Source organism: Rhizobium sp. PEPV16 (assembly GCF_008919455.1).
GTDB classification, from domain to species: domain Bacteria; phylum Pseudomonadota; class Alphaproteobacteria; order Rhizobiales; family Rhizobiaceae; genus Rhizobium; species Rhizobium leguminosarum_Q.
In genome coordinates this window covers 1-15,532 of record NZ_VSZV01000230.1, presented here as the reverse complement: position 1 = coordinate 15,532, position 15,532 = coordinate 1, and the positions used below count along the sequence as shown (strand labels likewise).

General features: G+C 62.1%; 19 protein-coding genes. 7 read left to right on the top strand and 12 right to left on the bottom strand.

The features are described 5' to 3' along the window. Positions 1-1,049, top strand: a 1,049-nt coding sequence (locus tag FY112_RS07980; protein WP_151518117.1) for an esterase-like activity of phytase family protein, incomplete at its 5' end; no start/stop codon positions are given. Positions 1,050-1,165: 116 nt separating this feature from the next. Further along, positions 1,166-2,383: an AI-2E family transporter gene (locus tag FY112_RS07975; RefSeq protein WP_151518116.1), complete on the top strand. Its 1,218-nt coding sequence runs from the start codon at positions 1,166-1,168 to the stop codon at positions 2,381-2,383. A 19-nt stretch (positions 2,384-2,402) separates the two neighbouring features. On the opposite strand, the gene FY112_RS07970 is transcribed toward FY112_RS07975, so the two are convergent. Then, on the bottom strand, positions 2,403-2,861 hold the full coding sequence (locus FY112_RS07970; RefSeq protein WP_151518115.1) for a GNAT family N-acetyltransferase: 459 nt from the start codon (positions 2,859-2,861) through the stop codon (positions 2,403-2,405). Between the two features lie 129 nt (positions 2,862-2,990). On the opposite strand from FY112_RS07970, the gene FY112_RS07965 reads away from it, so the two are divergent. Further along, positions 2,991-3,410 carry a hypothetical protein gene (locus tag FY112_RS07965; RefSeq protein ID WP_151518114.1) on the top strand — a complete coding sequence of 140 codons (420 nt, stop codon included), beginning with the start codon at positions 2,991-2,993 and terminating at the stop codon, positions 3,408-3,410. Positions 3,411-3,509: 99 nt separating this feature from the next. Here FY112_RS07965 and FY112_RS07960 read toward each other — a convergent pair whose 3' ends face one another. From FY112_RS07960 to FY112_RS07950, 3 genes are all read right to left on the bottom strand, one after another. Continuing rightward, complete coding sequence (locus FY112_RS07960) at positions 3,510-4,652, bottom strand: DUF2336 domain-containing protein (RefSeq protein ID WP_094085911.1); 1,143 nt, start codon at positions 4,650-4,652, stop codon at positions 3,510-3,512. A gap of 109 nt (positions 4,653-4,761) precedes the next feature. Beyond that, a complete protein-coding gene (locus FY112_RS07955; RefSeq protein ID WP_151518113.1) occupies positions 4,762-5,373 on the bottom strand; it encodes a flavin reductase family protein in 612 nt (203 codons plus the stop codon). Further along, positions 5,373-5,957, bottom strand: a complete 585-nt coding sequence (locus tag FY112_RS07950) for a nitroreductase (RefSeq protein WP_131718521.1) — start codon at positions 5,955-5,957, stop codon at positions 5,373-5,375. The genes FY112_RS07955 and FY112_RS07950 overlap by 1 nt, the downstream gene beginning before the upstream one ends. Positions 5,958-6,070: 113 nt before the next feature. Here FY112_RS07950 and FY112_RS07945 point away from each other — a divergent pair, with 113 nt between their 5' ends. Then, entirely contained in the window at positions 6,071-7,168 is a 1,098-nt protein-coding gene (locus FY112_RS07945; RefSeq protein ID WP_151518112.1) for a hypothetical protein, read from the top strand. A gap of 3 nt (positions 7,169-7,171) precedes the next feature. Here FY112_RS07945 and FY112_RS07940 read toward each other — a convergent pair whose 3' ends face one another. The 6 genes from FY112_RS07940 to FY112_RS07915 form a co-directional block, all read right to left on the bottom strand. Then, on the bottom strand, positions 7,172-8,026 hold the full coding sequence (locus FY112_RS07940; protein ID WP_131718523.1) for a lysophospholipid acyltransferase family protein: 855 nt from the start codon (positions 8,024-8,026) through the stop codon (positions 7,172-7,174). 106 nt (positions 8,027-8,132) lie between these two features. After that, the gene (gene thrS / locus FY112_RS07935) at positions 8,133-10,118 is read right to left on the bottom strand and encodes a threonine--tRNA ligase (protein WP_151518111.1); all 1,986 of its coding nucleotides are present in this window, start codon (positions 10,116-10,118) and stop codon (positions 8,133-8,135) included. A gap of 124 nt (positions 10,119-10,242) precedes the next feature. Further along, positions 10,243-10,770 carry a DUF1697 domain-containing protein gene (locus FY112_RS07930; protein ID WP_017960557.1) on the bottom strand — a complete coding sequence of 176 codons (528 nt, stop codon included), beginning with the start codon at positions 10,768-10,770 and terminating at the stop codon, positions 10,243-10,245. Further along, positions 10,767-11,186 carry a DUF2267 domain-containing protein gene (locus tag FY112_RS07925; RefSeq protein ID WP_131644146.1) on the bottom strand — a complete coding sequence of 140 codons (420 nt, stop codon included), beginning with the start codon at positions 11,184-11,186 and terminating at the stop codon, positions 10,767-10,769. The genes FY112_RS07930 and FY112_RS07925 overlap by 4 nt, the downstream gene beginning before the upstream one ends. Positions 11,187-11,191: 5 nt before the next feature. After that, a complete protein-coding gene (gene yidD, locus FY112_RS07920) occupies positions 11,192-11,596 on the bottom strand; it encodes a membrane protein insertion efficiency factor YidD (RefSeq protein WP_151518110.1) in 405 nt (134 codons plus the stop codon). A 5-nt stretch (positions 11,597-11,601) separates the two neighbouring features. Further along, positions 11,602-12,048 (bottom strand): iron-sulfur cluster assembly scaffold protein, encoded by a 447-nt coding sequence (locus tag FY112_RS07915; protein ID WP_017960560.1) that lies wholly within the window; start codon positions 12,046-12,048, stop codon positions 11,602-11,604. Between the two features lie 309 nt (positions 12,049-12,357). On the opposite strand from FY112_RS07915, the gene folE reads away from it, so the two are divergent. The 3 genes from folE (at position 12,358) to FY112_RS07900 (ending at position 14,530) form a co-directional block, all read left to right on the top strand. Beyond that, complete coding sequence (gene folE, locus FY112_RS07910) at positions 12,358-12,972, top strand: GTP cyclohydrolase I FolE (protein ID WP_017960561.1); 615 nt, start codon at positions 12,358-12,360, stop codon at positions 12,970-12,972. Between the two features lie 25 nt (positions 12,973-12,997). Beyond that, positions 12,998-13,450 (top strand): phosphoribosyl-AMP cyclohydrolase, encoded by a 453-nt coding sequence (gene hisI / locus FY112_RS07905; RefSeq protein WP_017960562.1) that lies wholly within the window; start codon positions 12,998-13,000, stop codon positions 13,448-13,450. Between the two features lie 117 nt (positions 13,451-13,567). Next, positions 13,568-14,530: a patatin-like phospholipase family protein gene (locus tag FY112_RS07900; RefSeq protein WP_017960563.1), complete on the top strand. Its 963-nt coding sequence runs from the start codon at positions 13,568-13,570 to the stop codon at positions 14,528-14,530. Between the two features lie 65 nt (positions 14,531-14,595). Here the strand turns inward: FY112_RS07900 and FY112_RS07895 are convergent, their stop codons facing one another. Both FY112_RS07895 and FY112_RS07890 read right to left on the bottom strand, forming a co-directional pair. After that, on the bottom strand, positions 14,596-15,030 hold the full coding sequence (locus FY112_RS07895) for a CBS domain-containing protein (protein WP_017960564.1): 435 nt from the start codon (positions 15,028-15,030) through the stop codon (positions 14,596-14,598). 93 nt (positions 15,031-15,123) lie between these two features. Beyond that, a partial coding sequence (locus FY112_RS07890; protein WP_151518109.1) for a rhomboid family intramembrane serine protease occupies positions 15,124-15,532 on the bottom strand: 409 nt, incomplete at its 5' end.

Here is a 15,532-nt window from a genome sequence, read left to right as displayed (position 1 = left end):
CCGCCTGCCCCTTCGGCGATTGCGCCGCCGGCATCTCGCTCTCCTACCTCGGTGAAGTCGTCATCCCCACGGGCCACATGGAAAACGGCGTCGAATTCGGCGGCATTTCCGGCCTCGATTTCGATGCCGCCACCGGCCATTATATTGCCGTCAGCGACGACCGCTCGGAAAGAGGCCCTGCCCGTTTCTATGAACTCGACGTCAATCTCGACGCGTCCGGTCTCAGGGGCGTTTCGGTCGTCAAGCAGGTGACCCTGAAGGACAAGAACGGCGAGCCCTTCGCTGCCCGGAGCGTCGATCCGGAATCGATCCGCCTCGGCAAGGACGGCATCTATTGGGGCAGCGAAGGCGACGGCAAGGCGCTGCTGGCGCCCTTCGTCCGCGTCGCTTCGCCGGACGGTTCCTTCGTCCGCGAATTCAAGCTTCCGGAGGGCTTTGCGCCGACCGCGGACAAGTCGACCGGCATCCGTGACAACCTCGCCTTCGAGGATCTTGCCATCGCGCCCTCCGGCGATGTTTTCGTCGGTGTCGAAGCCGCCCTTTACCAGGATGGTCCGAAATCCTCGCTGACGTCAGGCAGCCTGTCGCGCATCGTCCGCTACGACGGCGCCACCGGCGAGCCGAAAGCTGAATATGTCTACCCGGTCTCGCCGATCCCGCAGGCCGCCACCAAGGCCGATGGCGGCAATGACAACGGCATGTCGGAGATGCTTGCCCTCGACGATCACCGCCTGCTCGCCGTCGAACGCAGCTATGCCCAGGGCTTCGGCAACAACATCAAGATCATGATGATGGATCTGACTGATGCCACCGATGTATCCGCTATCGCTTCGCTCGCCAAAAACGACCAGCGTGTCGTCCCCGCCCGCAAGAGCCAGGTGCTCGATTTGAGGGCCATCGGCCTCGTTCCAGACAATATCGAGGCCATGTCGCTCGGCAAGGCCAAGGATGGAACCGATGTTCTCATTCTCGGCTCCGACAATAATTTTTCGACCAGCCAGAAGACGCAATTCTATGCCTTCAAGGTTCTCAGCCGTCCGCAGCAGTAAGACGTCCGGATCTGAGGGTCGAATAGCGACGCTTTGTATACGCTTTCATGGTGCGGACCTTGAAACCGCCGGGGTGATGGCCCATAACCAGAGTACAAGAAAAAGAAGAGGCGCGCGTGGGTGTGTTCGACCGTCAGAAAAGCAATCATGAACCGCGATGGCTCGGATCGTCGGCGCAGACGCGCACGCCGCTGATTCCCTCCATTTCGGCGGCGCGCTGGCTGCTGGTCCTGGTCGTCGCTGCCGGCGTCTACTTCTTCTACGGCTTCCTCGTGCCGGTGCTCGCGGCACTCGTCATCGGCTTTGCCAGCTGGCCGCTCTACCGCAAGCTTCTTGGCCGCGTCGGCGGCAATACGACGATCGCCGCGACCATCGCCATCATCCTGATCATCACCTTCCTGGTCATCCCGATCGGGCTTGCGGTGACCTATACGACGGGCGAAGTGCGCACCTGGGTCGCCTGGGCAATCCACGCCAACCGCGCCGGCGCCCCGACACCCGACTGGATCGTCGCGCTGCCTTGGGCCGGCGCCTATCTCGATGAAGTCTGGACAAAATATATCGGCAGTCCCGGCGCGCTCGGCGAGGTCATCCAGGCGGTCAGCGGCGCCAATATCGGCAACATCTATCGTGCCGTGCTGGCGGCCGGCGGCGGCGCTTTCCACCTGCTGCTGACGCTGCTCTTCATGCTGATCGCGCTGTTCTTCGTCTATCGCGACGGCTTCTCCTTCTCCAAGCAGATCGACATGCTGGGCGAACGAATCCTGCCCAACCGCTGGGAGCGCATTTCCCGCGTCGTGCCGGCGACGATCAGTTCCACCGTCATGGGCATGACGCTGATCGCGATCGGTGAAGGCATCGTACTCGGCCTTGCCTACTGGATTGCCGGCGTGCCCTCGCCGGTGACGCTCGGCGTCCTGACGGGCGTGATGGCGCTGATACCGGGCGGTGCGCCGCTCTCTTTCACGCTGGTCTCCATCTATCTGCTGGCGAGCGGCTCGCATGTCGCCGGCATCAGTCTCTTCGTCTGGGGAACTGTCGAGCTCTTCATCGTCGACAAGACGCTGCGGCCGAAGCTCGTTGGCGGTCCGATCAAGCTGCCCTTCCTGCCGACCTTCTTCGGCCTCGTCGGCGGCGTCAAGACGATGGGTTTCCTCGGCCTCTTCATCGGCCCGGTGCTGATGGCGCTGATCGTCGCCATCTGGCGCGAATGGATCCACGAAGCCCGCAACGCCGACAAGAGCGAAACCGGTCCGCAGATCATCATCGACGAACAGGCCCCGCCGCCGGTCCCCGGTTCGCCGAAAACCATGCCGCGCGTCGCCGAAGGCTGAACATGGCTTCGCAGACCGGCTACCCCAGCTGCTTTTCCATGAACAGGCTGAGCGGATCGGGCAGATAGCTGCCGAAAGGCTCGATTTCCCGATATCCGTATTTGCGGTAGAGAGCGATCGCCTCGGGCTGGTAGATGCCGGTTTCGAGCCTGATCGCCGTCAGACCCTTTTCTCCGGCGATCGCTTCGAGCGCATTCATCAGGCCGCGGGCGATCCTCAGCCCCCTCGCCGCGGGATCGACGAACATGCGCTTGATCTCCGCCGTGCCGTCCCCGGCCTCGACCAGCGCGCAGCAGCCGACGATCGCATCGCCATTACGCGCGACGAGGAAGCTCACCGAAGGCTTTTCCAGCAATGAAAGGTCGACCAGATGGTTGCTTTCAGCCGGATAGAGCGATTGCGCATAGGCATCGGAAAGATCGAGAAGCCGGATGACGCCCTCCTGGCGTGGCGGTTCAAGAGCGATGGTGACGGACATGTTGGCTCCCTCTGCCGGCGCGGGACAAAATTTCCCCCGATATGACGAAGAGTTAATGCCCTTGCCTTCATTCGGTTGGAATTGCGCCCTCTAAGACGATGATGTGCTCAATAATCAAGGAAGCAGAATATGCAAGCGGTGCTGATCGCGATGACCATTCTCGGCTGCGACGATTCCATCAGCCAGTGCAATTATGTCGCGACGGTCGATAAACGCTGGGAAACCGTTTCCGCCTGCGATGCCGAAGCCGAACGACGGCTGAAGACCTATGTGAACGTCAACTATCCCTCGGTGATCGCAGTGTGCGAGGCGCCCAAAGCCGTCGCCGCCGCCGAGCCGCCGAAGCCTGCGCCCGTGCCAGCCACCGCGCACGAGGTCGCTGTCGCAGCGCCCCAACCCGCAGGAAGGATTGCCGGTTTTGCTGAAGGCATCGCCGGGCAGGTCCGCGCCCACCTCCCCTCGGGCAGAAGCGTCAAGGACACGCTGACCAAGCCCGTGCACTTCGTCTCCGCCAGCTATTCCTGGGTGGTGACGCGGCTGGCGGATTAGAGCGCCGTGCGTCCTTTCGGACGCACAAAGGACGCTCTAACACTTTGAATCTACGCATCGTGCTTTCCGAAAGTCGATTCCGATTTTCGGGCCGATGCGCTAAGCCGCCGCAAGCGCCGCGTAGACGCGGGCCGATTGTCGCTGCTCGTTAACGTGCAGCTTTTCCACCATGTCGAGCAACTCGCCGATCGCGCCATGCGCGTCGTGATGGCGGAATTTTTCGAGAAGACGGCCGCGGACATTGCCGAGCACGCTGCCTGGTGCTTTTCTGGCGGCGTCGCGCCACAGCATCGTCGCCTCGACGAAGATCACGCTGATATCCCTCGGCAGGCCGGCGGACTCATAGAGCGCGCGCACGGCATGCATGCGCCCGGTTGCCAGGATCGAACGCACGCGGCGCTCGCTGCACGCGGTCAGATCGACGATCGCTCCGGCGAAGAAATCCACCTTGCCGGCACAAAGCGCATGCATCAGGAAGGACGGCGTCAGCCGGCCGTTGAGGCGCAGATGCTGGACGAGGTCGGGTATTTCGCGCGGCGCAATATCGCCGGCGATCGAAACGATGGCGGCCTCGGTCGCCTCGCGGCTGATGCGCTGAAGCCGCTGCAGGCCGATCGCCGCCTGCGCCAGCGGCAATCCCACAAGCGCATTGCTGACATGCTGGGTCAGCAGCTGGCGGGCATCGGCAGGAAGATCGCTGCGGTCGAGAAGCAGGTTGCGAATATCGCAGCAGTCGCCGAACCGTTCGGCGATGCGTTTCAACGATAGGCTGGAGATCACCGCGCCGTCATTCTCGAGCAGGCAGAGCAGTTCCTCCTCGTCGCCGACCTCCGCAAGGGCGGCGGAGACCGGGCGCGTCACATGCGCTCTCGCGGCAATCAGCATGCGGGTGGCGCCGTTGCCGCGCGCGGCAAGGTCGACGAGATCGGTGTCGCTCAAAAGCGGCGAGCAGGTCACCGCGTGGCAGGCGACCTCGGGCTGGTCCTCGGCAAGCGAAAGAATCAAGTTGCGCGGCGCATCGGGCGACCAGGCGATCGCCTCGGCAAGCGCAAGCCGCACGCGCGGCGACGGATCGTCGAGAAGAAAGGTCATCGCCATTTCGGCCGCCGCCCGCTCGTCCGCGGACATTTCGGACTGTAGATAGGCGCGCCCGAGGGCGTTTGCGGCCCGGGCCCGGTCACCGGTCTTGGCCGTTTCGATCCAACGAAGGAAAGCTTCTACGATCACGCGACGCCCCAGCATTTGAACGCGATTCCCTCGCGCTCCATTCACTGCTGCGACCGTAGCGGCAAAAGGTTTAAGATTGGTTCACCATGTTTCTTAAGCCTTTGGGCGCCTTGCCGGGTTCGGCTCAGCCTTGCTGCGTCTTCGGCCGGATCATCTCGAAAACATCGCTGCCTTCGCTGTAATCCATGTAGCCCATGCGGGCCAAAGGTCGGGCGATCGACATGTCGAGACGGCCGTCCCTGACGATCGCTTCGTCGATACGGATGCCGACCACTTCGCCGAAGACGAGGACGTTTTCGGATGGTTCGCCCGACAGCGTCATCGGCTCGATGATCTCGGTCACCCTGCATTCGAGCACCGCAAAAGCCTCGCCGACATAGGGCGCGTCGATCAGTTCGGCCGGCTTCGCCGTCAGGCCGGCGAAGTCGAATTCGCTGTCGCCATAGGGCAGCGCCGCCGAGGAGAGGTTCATCTTCTCGGCGAGATCGCGGCTGACGAAATTGCAGGTGAAGACGCCTGTCTCTGCCGCATTGCGCTGGCTGTGCTTGCGCCCGGCCGAAGAAAACATCACCAGCTTCGGCCGGTCGGCAACGGCATTGAAGAAGGAATAGGGCGCCAGATTGATCGATCCGTCCCTGCCCTTGCTGCCGATCCAGCCGATCGGGCGCGGCGACACGATCGCCTTGAAAGGATCATGCGCGAGCCCATGCCGGTTGCTGTCGGTGGTGTAGAACATCAGTCTTCTCCGCCGACCCATGTCACGGTATCGGCAAGCTCCGGCCGCGGCCGCTCGATCGCCGGAAATGTCGTCGAGCCGATATGGATGAAGCCCGCTACTTTTTCATCGGGCCCGACGCCGAGCAGCGGATAAGCGCGCTCGTCATAGGCGAACCACTCCGTCAGCCAGTTGGCGACATAACCATTGGCATTGGCGGCGAGGATGACGTTGAAGCAAAGCGCGCCTGCCGACATCATTTGCTCCCATTCCGGGATCTTGATATGCGGCCCCGCCTTGCTGACGACGGCGACGACCACGGGCGCACGGGTGAAACGGTTGCGTTCGACCTGGATCATCTCTTCGGAAAGGTCGGGCTTTGTCTGAAGCGCCAGCGTCAGAAGCTCCTCGCCGAGACGCACGCGCTGCTCTCCGCGATAGACGATGAAGCGCCAGGGCGCGATCTTGCCGTGATCGGGAACACGCGAGGCGAGACGCAGGATCTCCTCGATCTCGGCCTTCTCGGGGCCTGGTTCGCACATCTGAAAAGCGGGGATGGAGCGGCGCACGGCGAGGTAGTCGATCAGCTTGATATCGGATTTCATACGGGAGAAGCTCTCATTTTTATGCTGCTGCAAAGGGTGGGTCTTGAATTTGCCATCGCGTTGGTCTTGAAGTGACCTTTGCTATTTCAGAAGTCAATCGGTTCACGAAACAGATGTTTGGCATTTTGCCTTTTGCACGCATCGGCCTTGCCATTGCCCTGATGGTATTGATGCCCCTCGGCGCCGGCGCTCAGGATGCCTTCAAGGAATTCAAACAGCTTGAATCGACACCGAAGATGCCGAAGCTCGATGCCTTTATCGCACCCGGCACGGTGCCCGCAGGTGTCAAGCTGCGCGACGTCCCGATGGAAGCCAAGCTGACGGCCGACGGCACGCCGGTCGAGGAGGGCCTTTCCTGGTACGTCTTCAGCCCGATCGCCGGAACCGATGGCAAGCTGCCGCTGATCGCCAGCGCCAAGGGCGGCCCCGCCGCCTTCCAGCTCGCCCCCGGCGATTATTTCGTCAACGTCTCCTTCGGCCGCGCCGGGGTCACCAAGAAACTGACCGTGCCCGCTGAAGGCGAGGTCGACAAGCAGGTGATGGTGCTCGATGCCGGCGGCCTGCTGCTCAATGCCGTCTCCGGCGCCGACGCCCGCATTCGCCCCGACCAGTTGAGCTTTTCGATCTATTCCTCGGAAGTGCGCGACGATGGCGAGCGCGGCCTCGTCGTGGCCGATGTCTCGCCGAATACCGTCGTCCGTCTCAATGCCGGCACCTATCACATCGTTTCTGAATATGGCAGCGTCAACGCCGTGATCCGCGCCGACATCCAGGTCGAGGCCGGCAAGCTGACCGAGGCGACGATCCAGCATCGTGCCGCGCAGATCACCTTCAAGCTGGTCTCCGACGCCGGCGGCGAGGCGATCGCCGATACGGCATGGTCGATCCTGACGGCGGCCGGCGACAGTGTCGGCGAAAGTGTCAGCGCCTTCCCGACCATGGTTCTCGCCGAAGGCGGATATTCCGCCGTCGCCCGCAACAAGGACAAGATCTACCAGCGCGATTTCACCGTCGTCGCCGGCAGGAACACCGATGTCGAGGTTCTGATGAAGGACCAGCAGCCGCAGCCGCCGGTCAGCGCGGCCCGCACGGTGCAGCAGGTGCCGGTCGGCACACCGCCGCCGCCAGGCGTCCAGCCGGCTCCGGTGGCGCCGCTGCCCTCCTACGAACAGCTCGTGCCGCAGGGCGGCGACGACACCAGCCTCGATTGATTTTTACCGCGAGCGGCTTCGGCTCGGCCGAGACGTTTGAAAGGCGCGCTTCGGCGCCATCGAGAAGACGGCCTCATAGAGACGGGCAAGCAGACCCTTGCGATCGGCACCACTGCTCAGCGCCTCCCAGGTCAGCACCTCGCCGATATGCGCCGTGATCGTGCTGCCGGACAGCCGGCGGAACTCGCCGATCAGCAGCGACAGCCGCAGCGTCATCGACACTTGGCTTGCCAGATGAAACAGCCGGCCGTTCTGGCCCTCGAAATAGATCGGCAGCACGCTGGCATGCGTCGCCTGGATGAGTTTTGCCGGAAACATCTTCCACGGCAGATCCTCGGCGCGGCCGAATCCCTTCTTGGCGGTTGCAACGCCGCCCGCCGGAAAGACGATGATGGTGGTGCCTTCCTTGAGCAGCCGCACCGCCTCGTGCCGGCTCTTCATATTCACAGCCATCGCCTCCCTGGTCTCCGCAAAGGAGATCGGCAGCGAATAGGGCGCCATCTCCGGCATCTTCAGGAGGTCGCTGTGGATCAGCACCTTGAAGGGACGGCCGAGCTGTTCGGCAAGCGCCAGCACGGCGATGCCGTCGCCGATACCGAAGGGGTGGTTGGCGACGATGACGATCGGCTCGGCGGGAACGGGTTGAAGTGGCCAGTTGCCCTTGACGTCGACCGAAACGTCGATGAGATCGAGCGTCCTCGCGAACACGCGATCGCTCTTGCCGATGATGTCGCTGCGCCAGATGTCGTAGAGCCTGAGATAGCGGTCGCGGCCCGAAAGCCCTTCGATCGAACGGATCAACCAACGCTTCAGGCGCGGATCGCGATCATTGGCATAGGATAATTCTTTGAAGCGCACTCCGGCCTCGGGATGACCCGCTCCCCGTTCGTGGCGACAATATTGCAGTTACATATCAGATTTCCGACAGTGCCGGGTTCGGCGCTGTCGGATACCGGCCATTTGTTCAGGCCGCCTTAGCTTTTTTTGCTTCGGCCTTGCGACGGATGTCGGGCGGTGTCGCTTCGAGGGCAAGGCTCTCGACGGCGACCTCGAGTCCCATCGAAACCTGGTCCTGGCTGCCGAGGCGGCGGATATTGACTGTGCGCTCCTCGGCTTCCTTCCTGCCGCAGACGATGATGACAGGAACCTTGGTGACCGAATGCTCGCGGATCTTGTAGTTGATCTTCTCGTTGCGGAAGTCGGTCTCGACGTTGAGGCCGACCTCGCGCAGCGCCTCGGCCACCTCAAGCCCGTAGGCGTCGGCTTCCGAGGTGATCGTTGCGACCACCACCTGCAGCGGCGATACCCAGAGCGGCATATGGCCGGCGAAGTTCTCGATCAGGATGCCGAGGAAACGCTCCATCGAGCCGCAGATGGCGCGATGGATCATCACCGGCTGCGTCTTTTCCGAGTTGCTGTCGATGTAAAAGGCGCCGAACCGCTCCGGCAGGTTGAAGTCGACCTGCGTCGTCCCGCACTGCCATTCGCGGCCGATCGCATCCTTGAGCGTATATTCGAACTTCGGACCGTAGAAGGCGCCCTCGCCCGGCACGATGCCGGTCTTGATATTGTTGGACTGCTGCTGGATCGTCTCCAGCACTCCCATCATCACGCTTTCGGCGCGGTCCCAGAGCTCGTCCGAACCGACGCGCTTTTCCGGCCGGGTCGAGAGCTTGATCGTGACTTCATCGAAGCCGAAATCCTTGTAGACCGAAAGGACCAGGTCGTTGATCTTCAGGCATTCGGCGGCCATCTGCTCGTCGGTGCAGAAGATGTGCGCATCGTCCTGCGTGAAGCCGCGCACGCGCATCAGCCCATGCAGCGCGCCCGACGGCTCGTAACGGTGGACATTGCCGAATTCGGCGAGCCGGATCGGCAGCTCGCGGTAGGATTTCAGCCCGTGCTTGAAGATCTGGATATGGCCGGGGCAGTTCATCGGCTTCAGCGCGAAGACGCGGTCGTCATCGGTGTCGTCGCCGGCAACCGTTACCTTGAACATGTTGTCGCGATACCAGCCCCAGTGACCGGAGGTTTCCCACAGCGACTTGTCGAGCACCTGCGGCGCATTGACTTCCTGATAATCGCCGGCAAGCCGGCGGCGCATATAGGCGACCAGCGTCTGGAATACGCGCCAGCCCTTGCCGTGCCAGAAGACGACGCCGGGACCCTCTTCCTGGAAATGGAAGAGATCCATCTCGCGGCCGAGGCGGCGATGATCGCGCTTTTCGGCTTCGGCAAGCATATGCAGGTAGTTGTCGAGTTCCGACTGTTCGGCGAAGGCCGTGCCGTAGATGCGGCTCAGCATCGGATTGTTGCTGTCGCCGCGCCAATAGGCGCCGGCTACCTTCAAGAGCTTGAAGGCGGAACCGATCTGGCCGGTCGAGGCCATGTGCGGGCCGCGGCAGAGGTCGAACCAGTCGCCCTGGTAATAGATCTTGAGATCCTGCCCTTCCGGGATCGCATCGACGAGTTCGACCTTGTACTGCTCGCCCTTGTCGGCGAAGACCTGTTTCGCCTTCTCGCGCGACCAGACCTGCTTGGTGAAGGCGGCGTTGCGGGCGATGATCTCCTTCATCTTCTTTTCGATCTTCGGCAGATCGTCGAGTGTGAAAGGCTCGTTCTTGGCGAAGTCGTAATAGAAACCGTTTTCGATGACCGGGCCGATCGTCACCTGGGTGCCGGGCCACAGCTCCTGCACCGCTTCGGCCATGACATGCGCCGCGTCGTGGCGGATGAGTTCGAGCGCGCGGTCGTCATTGCGGGTGATGATCTCGATCCTGCCTGTTGTCACGGGATCGGAAAGGTCGCGCACGGTGCCGTCGATCGCAACGGCGACCGCCTTCTTGGCGAGCGACTTGGAAATGGATTCGGCGACATCCCGGCCGGTTGCGCCGGCATCATAGCCGCGCACGGAACCATCGGGAAATGTCAGGGAAATAGCTTGGGACATCGAAATTCTCCTTGTCCAGTCCCGCCAACGAATGCGGGTGGTTGACATGAAAGCGCCTCCGCGGAGCTGAATGCGCAGCCGCCTGATAGCCAGATTTCCTGTCTGAGTAAAGATGAAGCGGGGGCTATATAATCATTTCAGTCAGCCCGCGCACGGTGTTCCAGTTGCGCATCGTACCGACACCGAGCCGCTTGGTCGTCAGCGCCGAAAGCAGCTTGGATTGGCTCGGCTTGCCGGCGAAATCGATCCAGAGATCGCCGCCGACGACGGCGATGCGCTGTCCCTCCGTCATCAGCGGTTTCAGCGCCTCCACCTTCTCCGGGTCGACCGGCAGACGCATCACCCGGACGATGACCTGGTCGCCATTGCCGTCCTTGAAGGGATTGGTGCTGCAAAGCGCCATCCAGGTGCAGTCGCTGCGCACGATGATATCGACATGTTTGCCGAACTTTTCTTCAAAACCCTCTTCCAGCTGGGTCTCGATTTCGTGCGGCCGCATCTCGTCGGCCTCGAAGACAAGATTGCCTGTAGAAACCAGCGTGCGCGGCTCGCGATAACCGAGTTCTTCGGCAAGGGCGCGCAAATCCTGCATGATGACGCGGCGGTCGGGCGTCAGGACAATGCTGTGCAGAAGAGCGATGAAGGTGCTCATGGCTGCCAGAACTCCTCTGCGCCGTCGGGCAAGGTCTTCAGCACTTTGTCGAAAGCGGCGGCGTCGACATGTTTTCGAACGGCCATCGCCACGTCTCGGATGGCGGTGTCGGGCGCAAAATTATGGTCACCGCGCAGTGACTGCACCTCCCGCGTCATCGCCGAACGATCCTCGAAGGACCGTTTGACCTCGTCGGGATTCCAGTCGGAGACGAAGATCGCGCGCAGCACCGGCGGCAGTACATCGGCAAACCGGAGCGCATCTGCGACATCGAGGCGGCGGCGGAACGTCTGAAAGACCCCTTGGGTCATAGTGTAGACCACATTTCGGCTGTCGATCAGCGTATCGGCTCTCACATCATCGAGATAATGGTCGAAGTCTTCCGATGCACGCCTGTATTCGCCGGGCATCGTCATGAGGCTCACCCTTTCTTCCGCCCGAGGGCGAGATAGCGCCACGGCGTCCACCAGCGGAAGCTGTCGCCGAGCATCTCCGGCACCTGGTCGAGGCCGCTGGTGCCGCCCGGGCCGCAGCGGCCGACGCGAAACAGCGTCATCCAGCCACCGGCCCAAAGGCCGTGGCGAGCGATCGACTCGTAGCCATATTCGGAGCAGGTCGGGATATGGCGGCAGGAATTGCCGACAAAGCCGGAAAGCGTCAGCTGGTAGAGGCGGATCAGCCCCATGCCGAGCAGGCGGTCAGGCGTCTTGCGGAACGAACCGGTATAGTTGCGGGAGGTGCGTGCGGCCTTTTCGCGCGGCTTTGCTGATCCCGCGGCACCGCCGTCGTCCTCATCATCGGCCTGCCGAACGCAGAACTCGCACATGTCAGTTACGCCTCGACAACTTCCGCCCGTTTCGCCTCGATCTGCCCGATCGCATCGACGACGGCATCGAAGGTCAGCATCGTCGAAGCATGACGGGCCTTGTAGTCCCGCACCGGCAGCAGATAGCGCATATCTTCGAATCGTCCGTGAGGCCCCGCCCCGTCCGCCTTCAACATGGCGAGCATGTCCTGGCGGGCCTGCCGCAATTCGTCCGATGTGGCGCCCACGACATGGCGGGCCATAATCGAGGACGAGGCCTGGCCGAGCGCGCAAGCCTTCACGTCATGAGCAAAACCGGTCACGGTGTCGCCATCCATTTTCAGCCAGATCCGCACCTTCGAGCCGCAGAGCTTGGAATGGGCCTGGGCGCTCGCATCGGCATCATCAAGCGTGCCGGTCAGCGGAATATTGCCGGCGAATTCGAGGATTTTGCTGTTGTAGATATCGTCCATGCTGGATTTCCGCTCCAAAATCGCTGCGGATCGGCCTCTCTGGGGGCGTTATTGTCGTCAAAACAAAAAACACACCGTGTCGTGTGAGGATACTTACATATAATGGCCGTCTTCCTATATGTATGTCGTTCGAAGGCCATGAAAATGCAATGGCCTGGTGTAAGTTTGATTGGGAAACCGTGCCGGACGGGCGTTGAAATTGCCCTGAAAGCCCCGGAGCCTGCCAAAGGTGCATGAATTCCCGCATGGGATTGACCAGTGGCGATTCCGACAGATGGGTCCGCGGTGCGGACCAGGAGACCATTGTTCATGGACGCCATCGTAAAGAATTTTCCGCAGACGAACCGCGACTCGGATCGCCCCTCCCAGCAGGAGGCGGAGGAAGCCGTTCGCGTTCTGCTGCGCTGGGCCGGTGACGACCCGACACGTGAAGGCCTGCTCGAAACGCCGGCCCGCGTCGTCAAATCGTACCGCGAGCTTTTTTCCGGTTACGACATGGCGGCAGAAGACGTGCTCGGCCGCACCTTCGAGGAGGTCGCCGGTTACGACGACATGGTCCTCGTCAAGGATATTCCGTTCTACTCGCATTGCGAACACCACATGGTGCCGATCATCGGCAAGGCCCATGTTGCCTACATGCCTGACGGGCGTGTGCTCGGCCTGTCGAAGATTGCCCGTGTTGTCGAGATCTATGGCCGCCGCCTGCAGACGCAGGAAACGATGACCGCGCAGATCGCCCGGGCCATCGACGATACGCTGAATCCGCGCGGTGTCGCCGTGTTGATCGAGGCCGAACATATGTGCATGGCGATGCGCGGCGTTCAGAAGCAGGGCTCGACCACGTTGACGACGACGTTTACGGGAACGTTCAAGACTGAGCCGGCCGATCAGGCCCGCTTCATGACCATGGTGCGGAGCCGCTGATACCGGCTCCCTCAGGAGGGCCGCGATGAGTCAACTGATCTTCAATCAACCATCCGAGGACAAGTCGGCGTTGGAAGACGCCGGCGATTTCACGCCGCATTTCGACGACCGCGGCCTGATCACCGCGATCGTCACCGACGCCGGCGACGGCGAGCTGCTGATGGTGGCGCATATGAATGCCCAGGCGCTGGCGCTGACCATTCAGACCGGCACGGCGCACTATTTCAGCCGTTCGCGCGGCAAGCTCTGGAAGAAGGGCGAGACCTCGGGCAATCTCCAGACTGTGAAGGAAATTCGCACCGATTGCGATCAGGACGCCATCTGGCTGAAGGTCGAGGTCGCCGGCCACGACGCCACCTGTCACACCGGCCGCCGCTCCTGCTTCTACCGGACGATCACGCTTCGAGACGGAAAGCCGATGCTTGATATCGTTGACGACGAGCTTCATTTCGATCCGCAGGATGTCTACGGAAAATAGCCTGAAATTCTCCGGCATTTGCTCCTTATTGCGCCAGAAACCGCATCTATATACCATTTGGAAACTGATCGGGCACACTATCGAAAATCAAGTGTTCTGCTGGGAGGGGAGAGCGCCATGCTGAGCTGGAGTCTGCATCGTCAAAGCTCTGAAGGCGAGGGTTCCGGTTCCGGCATGTCGACCACACTCGAGATGCTCCCGCCTCCTGCGCCTCAAAAGAAAATCAAGATTGCGCTCGCACTCGGCGGCGGCGCTGCTCGCGGCTGGGCCCATATCGGCGTGCTGCGCGCACTCGACGAGGCAAAGGTCGAGATCGGCATGATTGCCGGCACCTCGATCGGCGCGCTGGTCGGCGGCTGCTATCTCGCCGGCAAGCTCGATGAACTCGAAAGTTTCGCGCGCTCGCTGACGATGCGCCGCATCGCAAGTCTCCTCGATCTCACTATCGGCGGCAGCGGCCTGTTCGGCGGCATGCGGCTGACCAAGCGCATGCAGGAACATCTCGAAGGCCTGAACGTCGAGGATCTCGACCGGCCGTTCGTCGCGGTCGCGGCCGAGGTCAATACTGGCCATGAGGTCTGGATCGCCAATGGTTCGCTGATCACGGCGCTGCGTGCCTCCTATGCCCTGCCCGGCATTTTCGAGCCGGTGCGCAGCAATCACCGCACGCTGGTCGATGGGGCGCTGGTCAATCCCGTCCCCGTCTCCGTCTGCCGCGCCTATGAGCAGCCGCTCGTCGTCGCCGTCAATCTCAATTACGATCTCTACGGCCGCTCGGCCGTCGTCCGGCACAATGCCAGCCTGTCGGCCCAGGAAGTGCAGAAACAGGAAGAGGCGCCCTATGCGCGCCTCGGCATGACCGGCGTCATGGTGCAGGCCTTCAACATCATCCAGGACAGGATCGCCCGCGCCCGCCTTGCCGGCGACCCGCCGGATATTTCGCTGCAGCCGCGTCTCAGCTATATCGGCCTTTCCGAATTCCATCGGGCTGGCGAGGCGATCGAACGCGGCTACGAGGAAGCCAGAGCCCGGCTCCCCGAGATCCAGCGCATGCAGGAAGTCTACGCAAGCAACCCCTGATGCACGTCGTCCGAAAGCGTGAGGGTTTGGACGACGACGTTAGTCAAGCGAGGCAGGCGAAAACCTCAGCCGGCGATATAGGCCTTGATTTCTTCGGCCTCACGCTCGACCTCGGCGATGCGCGATTTCACCACGTCGCCGATCGAGATGATGCCGGCAAGCTTCCCGTTGCTTTCCACCGGCACGTGACGGAAACGTCGGCTGGTCATTAGCTCCATCAGCTCGTTGACGGTCGTCTCCTCATGGCAGCGATAGACCTTCGCCGTCATGACCTGGGCCAGCGGCTGGTCGAGGCCTTCCTTGCCGTGTTTGGCGATCGCATGCACGAGATCGCGCTCGGTGAACATGCCCGAAATGCGGTTCTCCATGCCGACGACGACGATGGCGCCGATCTTCTTCTTGCTGAGGATGACGGCCGCCTCGGCGACGGTTGCGTTCGGCCCGACGGTGACGACGTCCCTGCCCTTCAGGTCGAGGATTGCTTTGACTGAACTGGTCATTCGAACCTCCTATGTCCGTGAAACACTTGTCACAGGCATCCGCGGCGGTTTCTCCCCCCGGCACGGATATAGGTCGATCGTGCACTGCCCGGCTCAGGATTGCAACACATCCTTCTCGGTTCCGTCAGGTTCCATCACCGGCGGGCGCGGCGCCCGGTCGAACAGCGAAAACAGCAGGAAGCCGAAGACGAAGCCGCCGATATGCGCGTCCCAGGCAATCGCCTGGTCGCCGTCGCCGACGAGCGGGATGCCGACGGCGATCAACGCATTGCCGACCAGCCAGAGCAGCATGAAGATGATGACGGTACGGCTCTTCAGCGCCGCGAAGATGGAAAGCCGAGGGTTGAGATGCGCAGGCAGCATCGGCCGCCGTTCGGCTGGAAAGGCGAATCGGCAGGCGGCGCCCATCAGCCCGGAGATGACACCCGATGCGCCGATCAGCAGCGTCACGTCCCCCCAGTTCAGGACCGCGTGCAGTATGGCGGACGCGACGGCGGAAAAA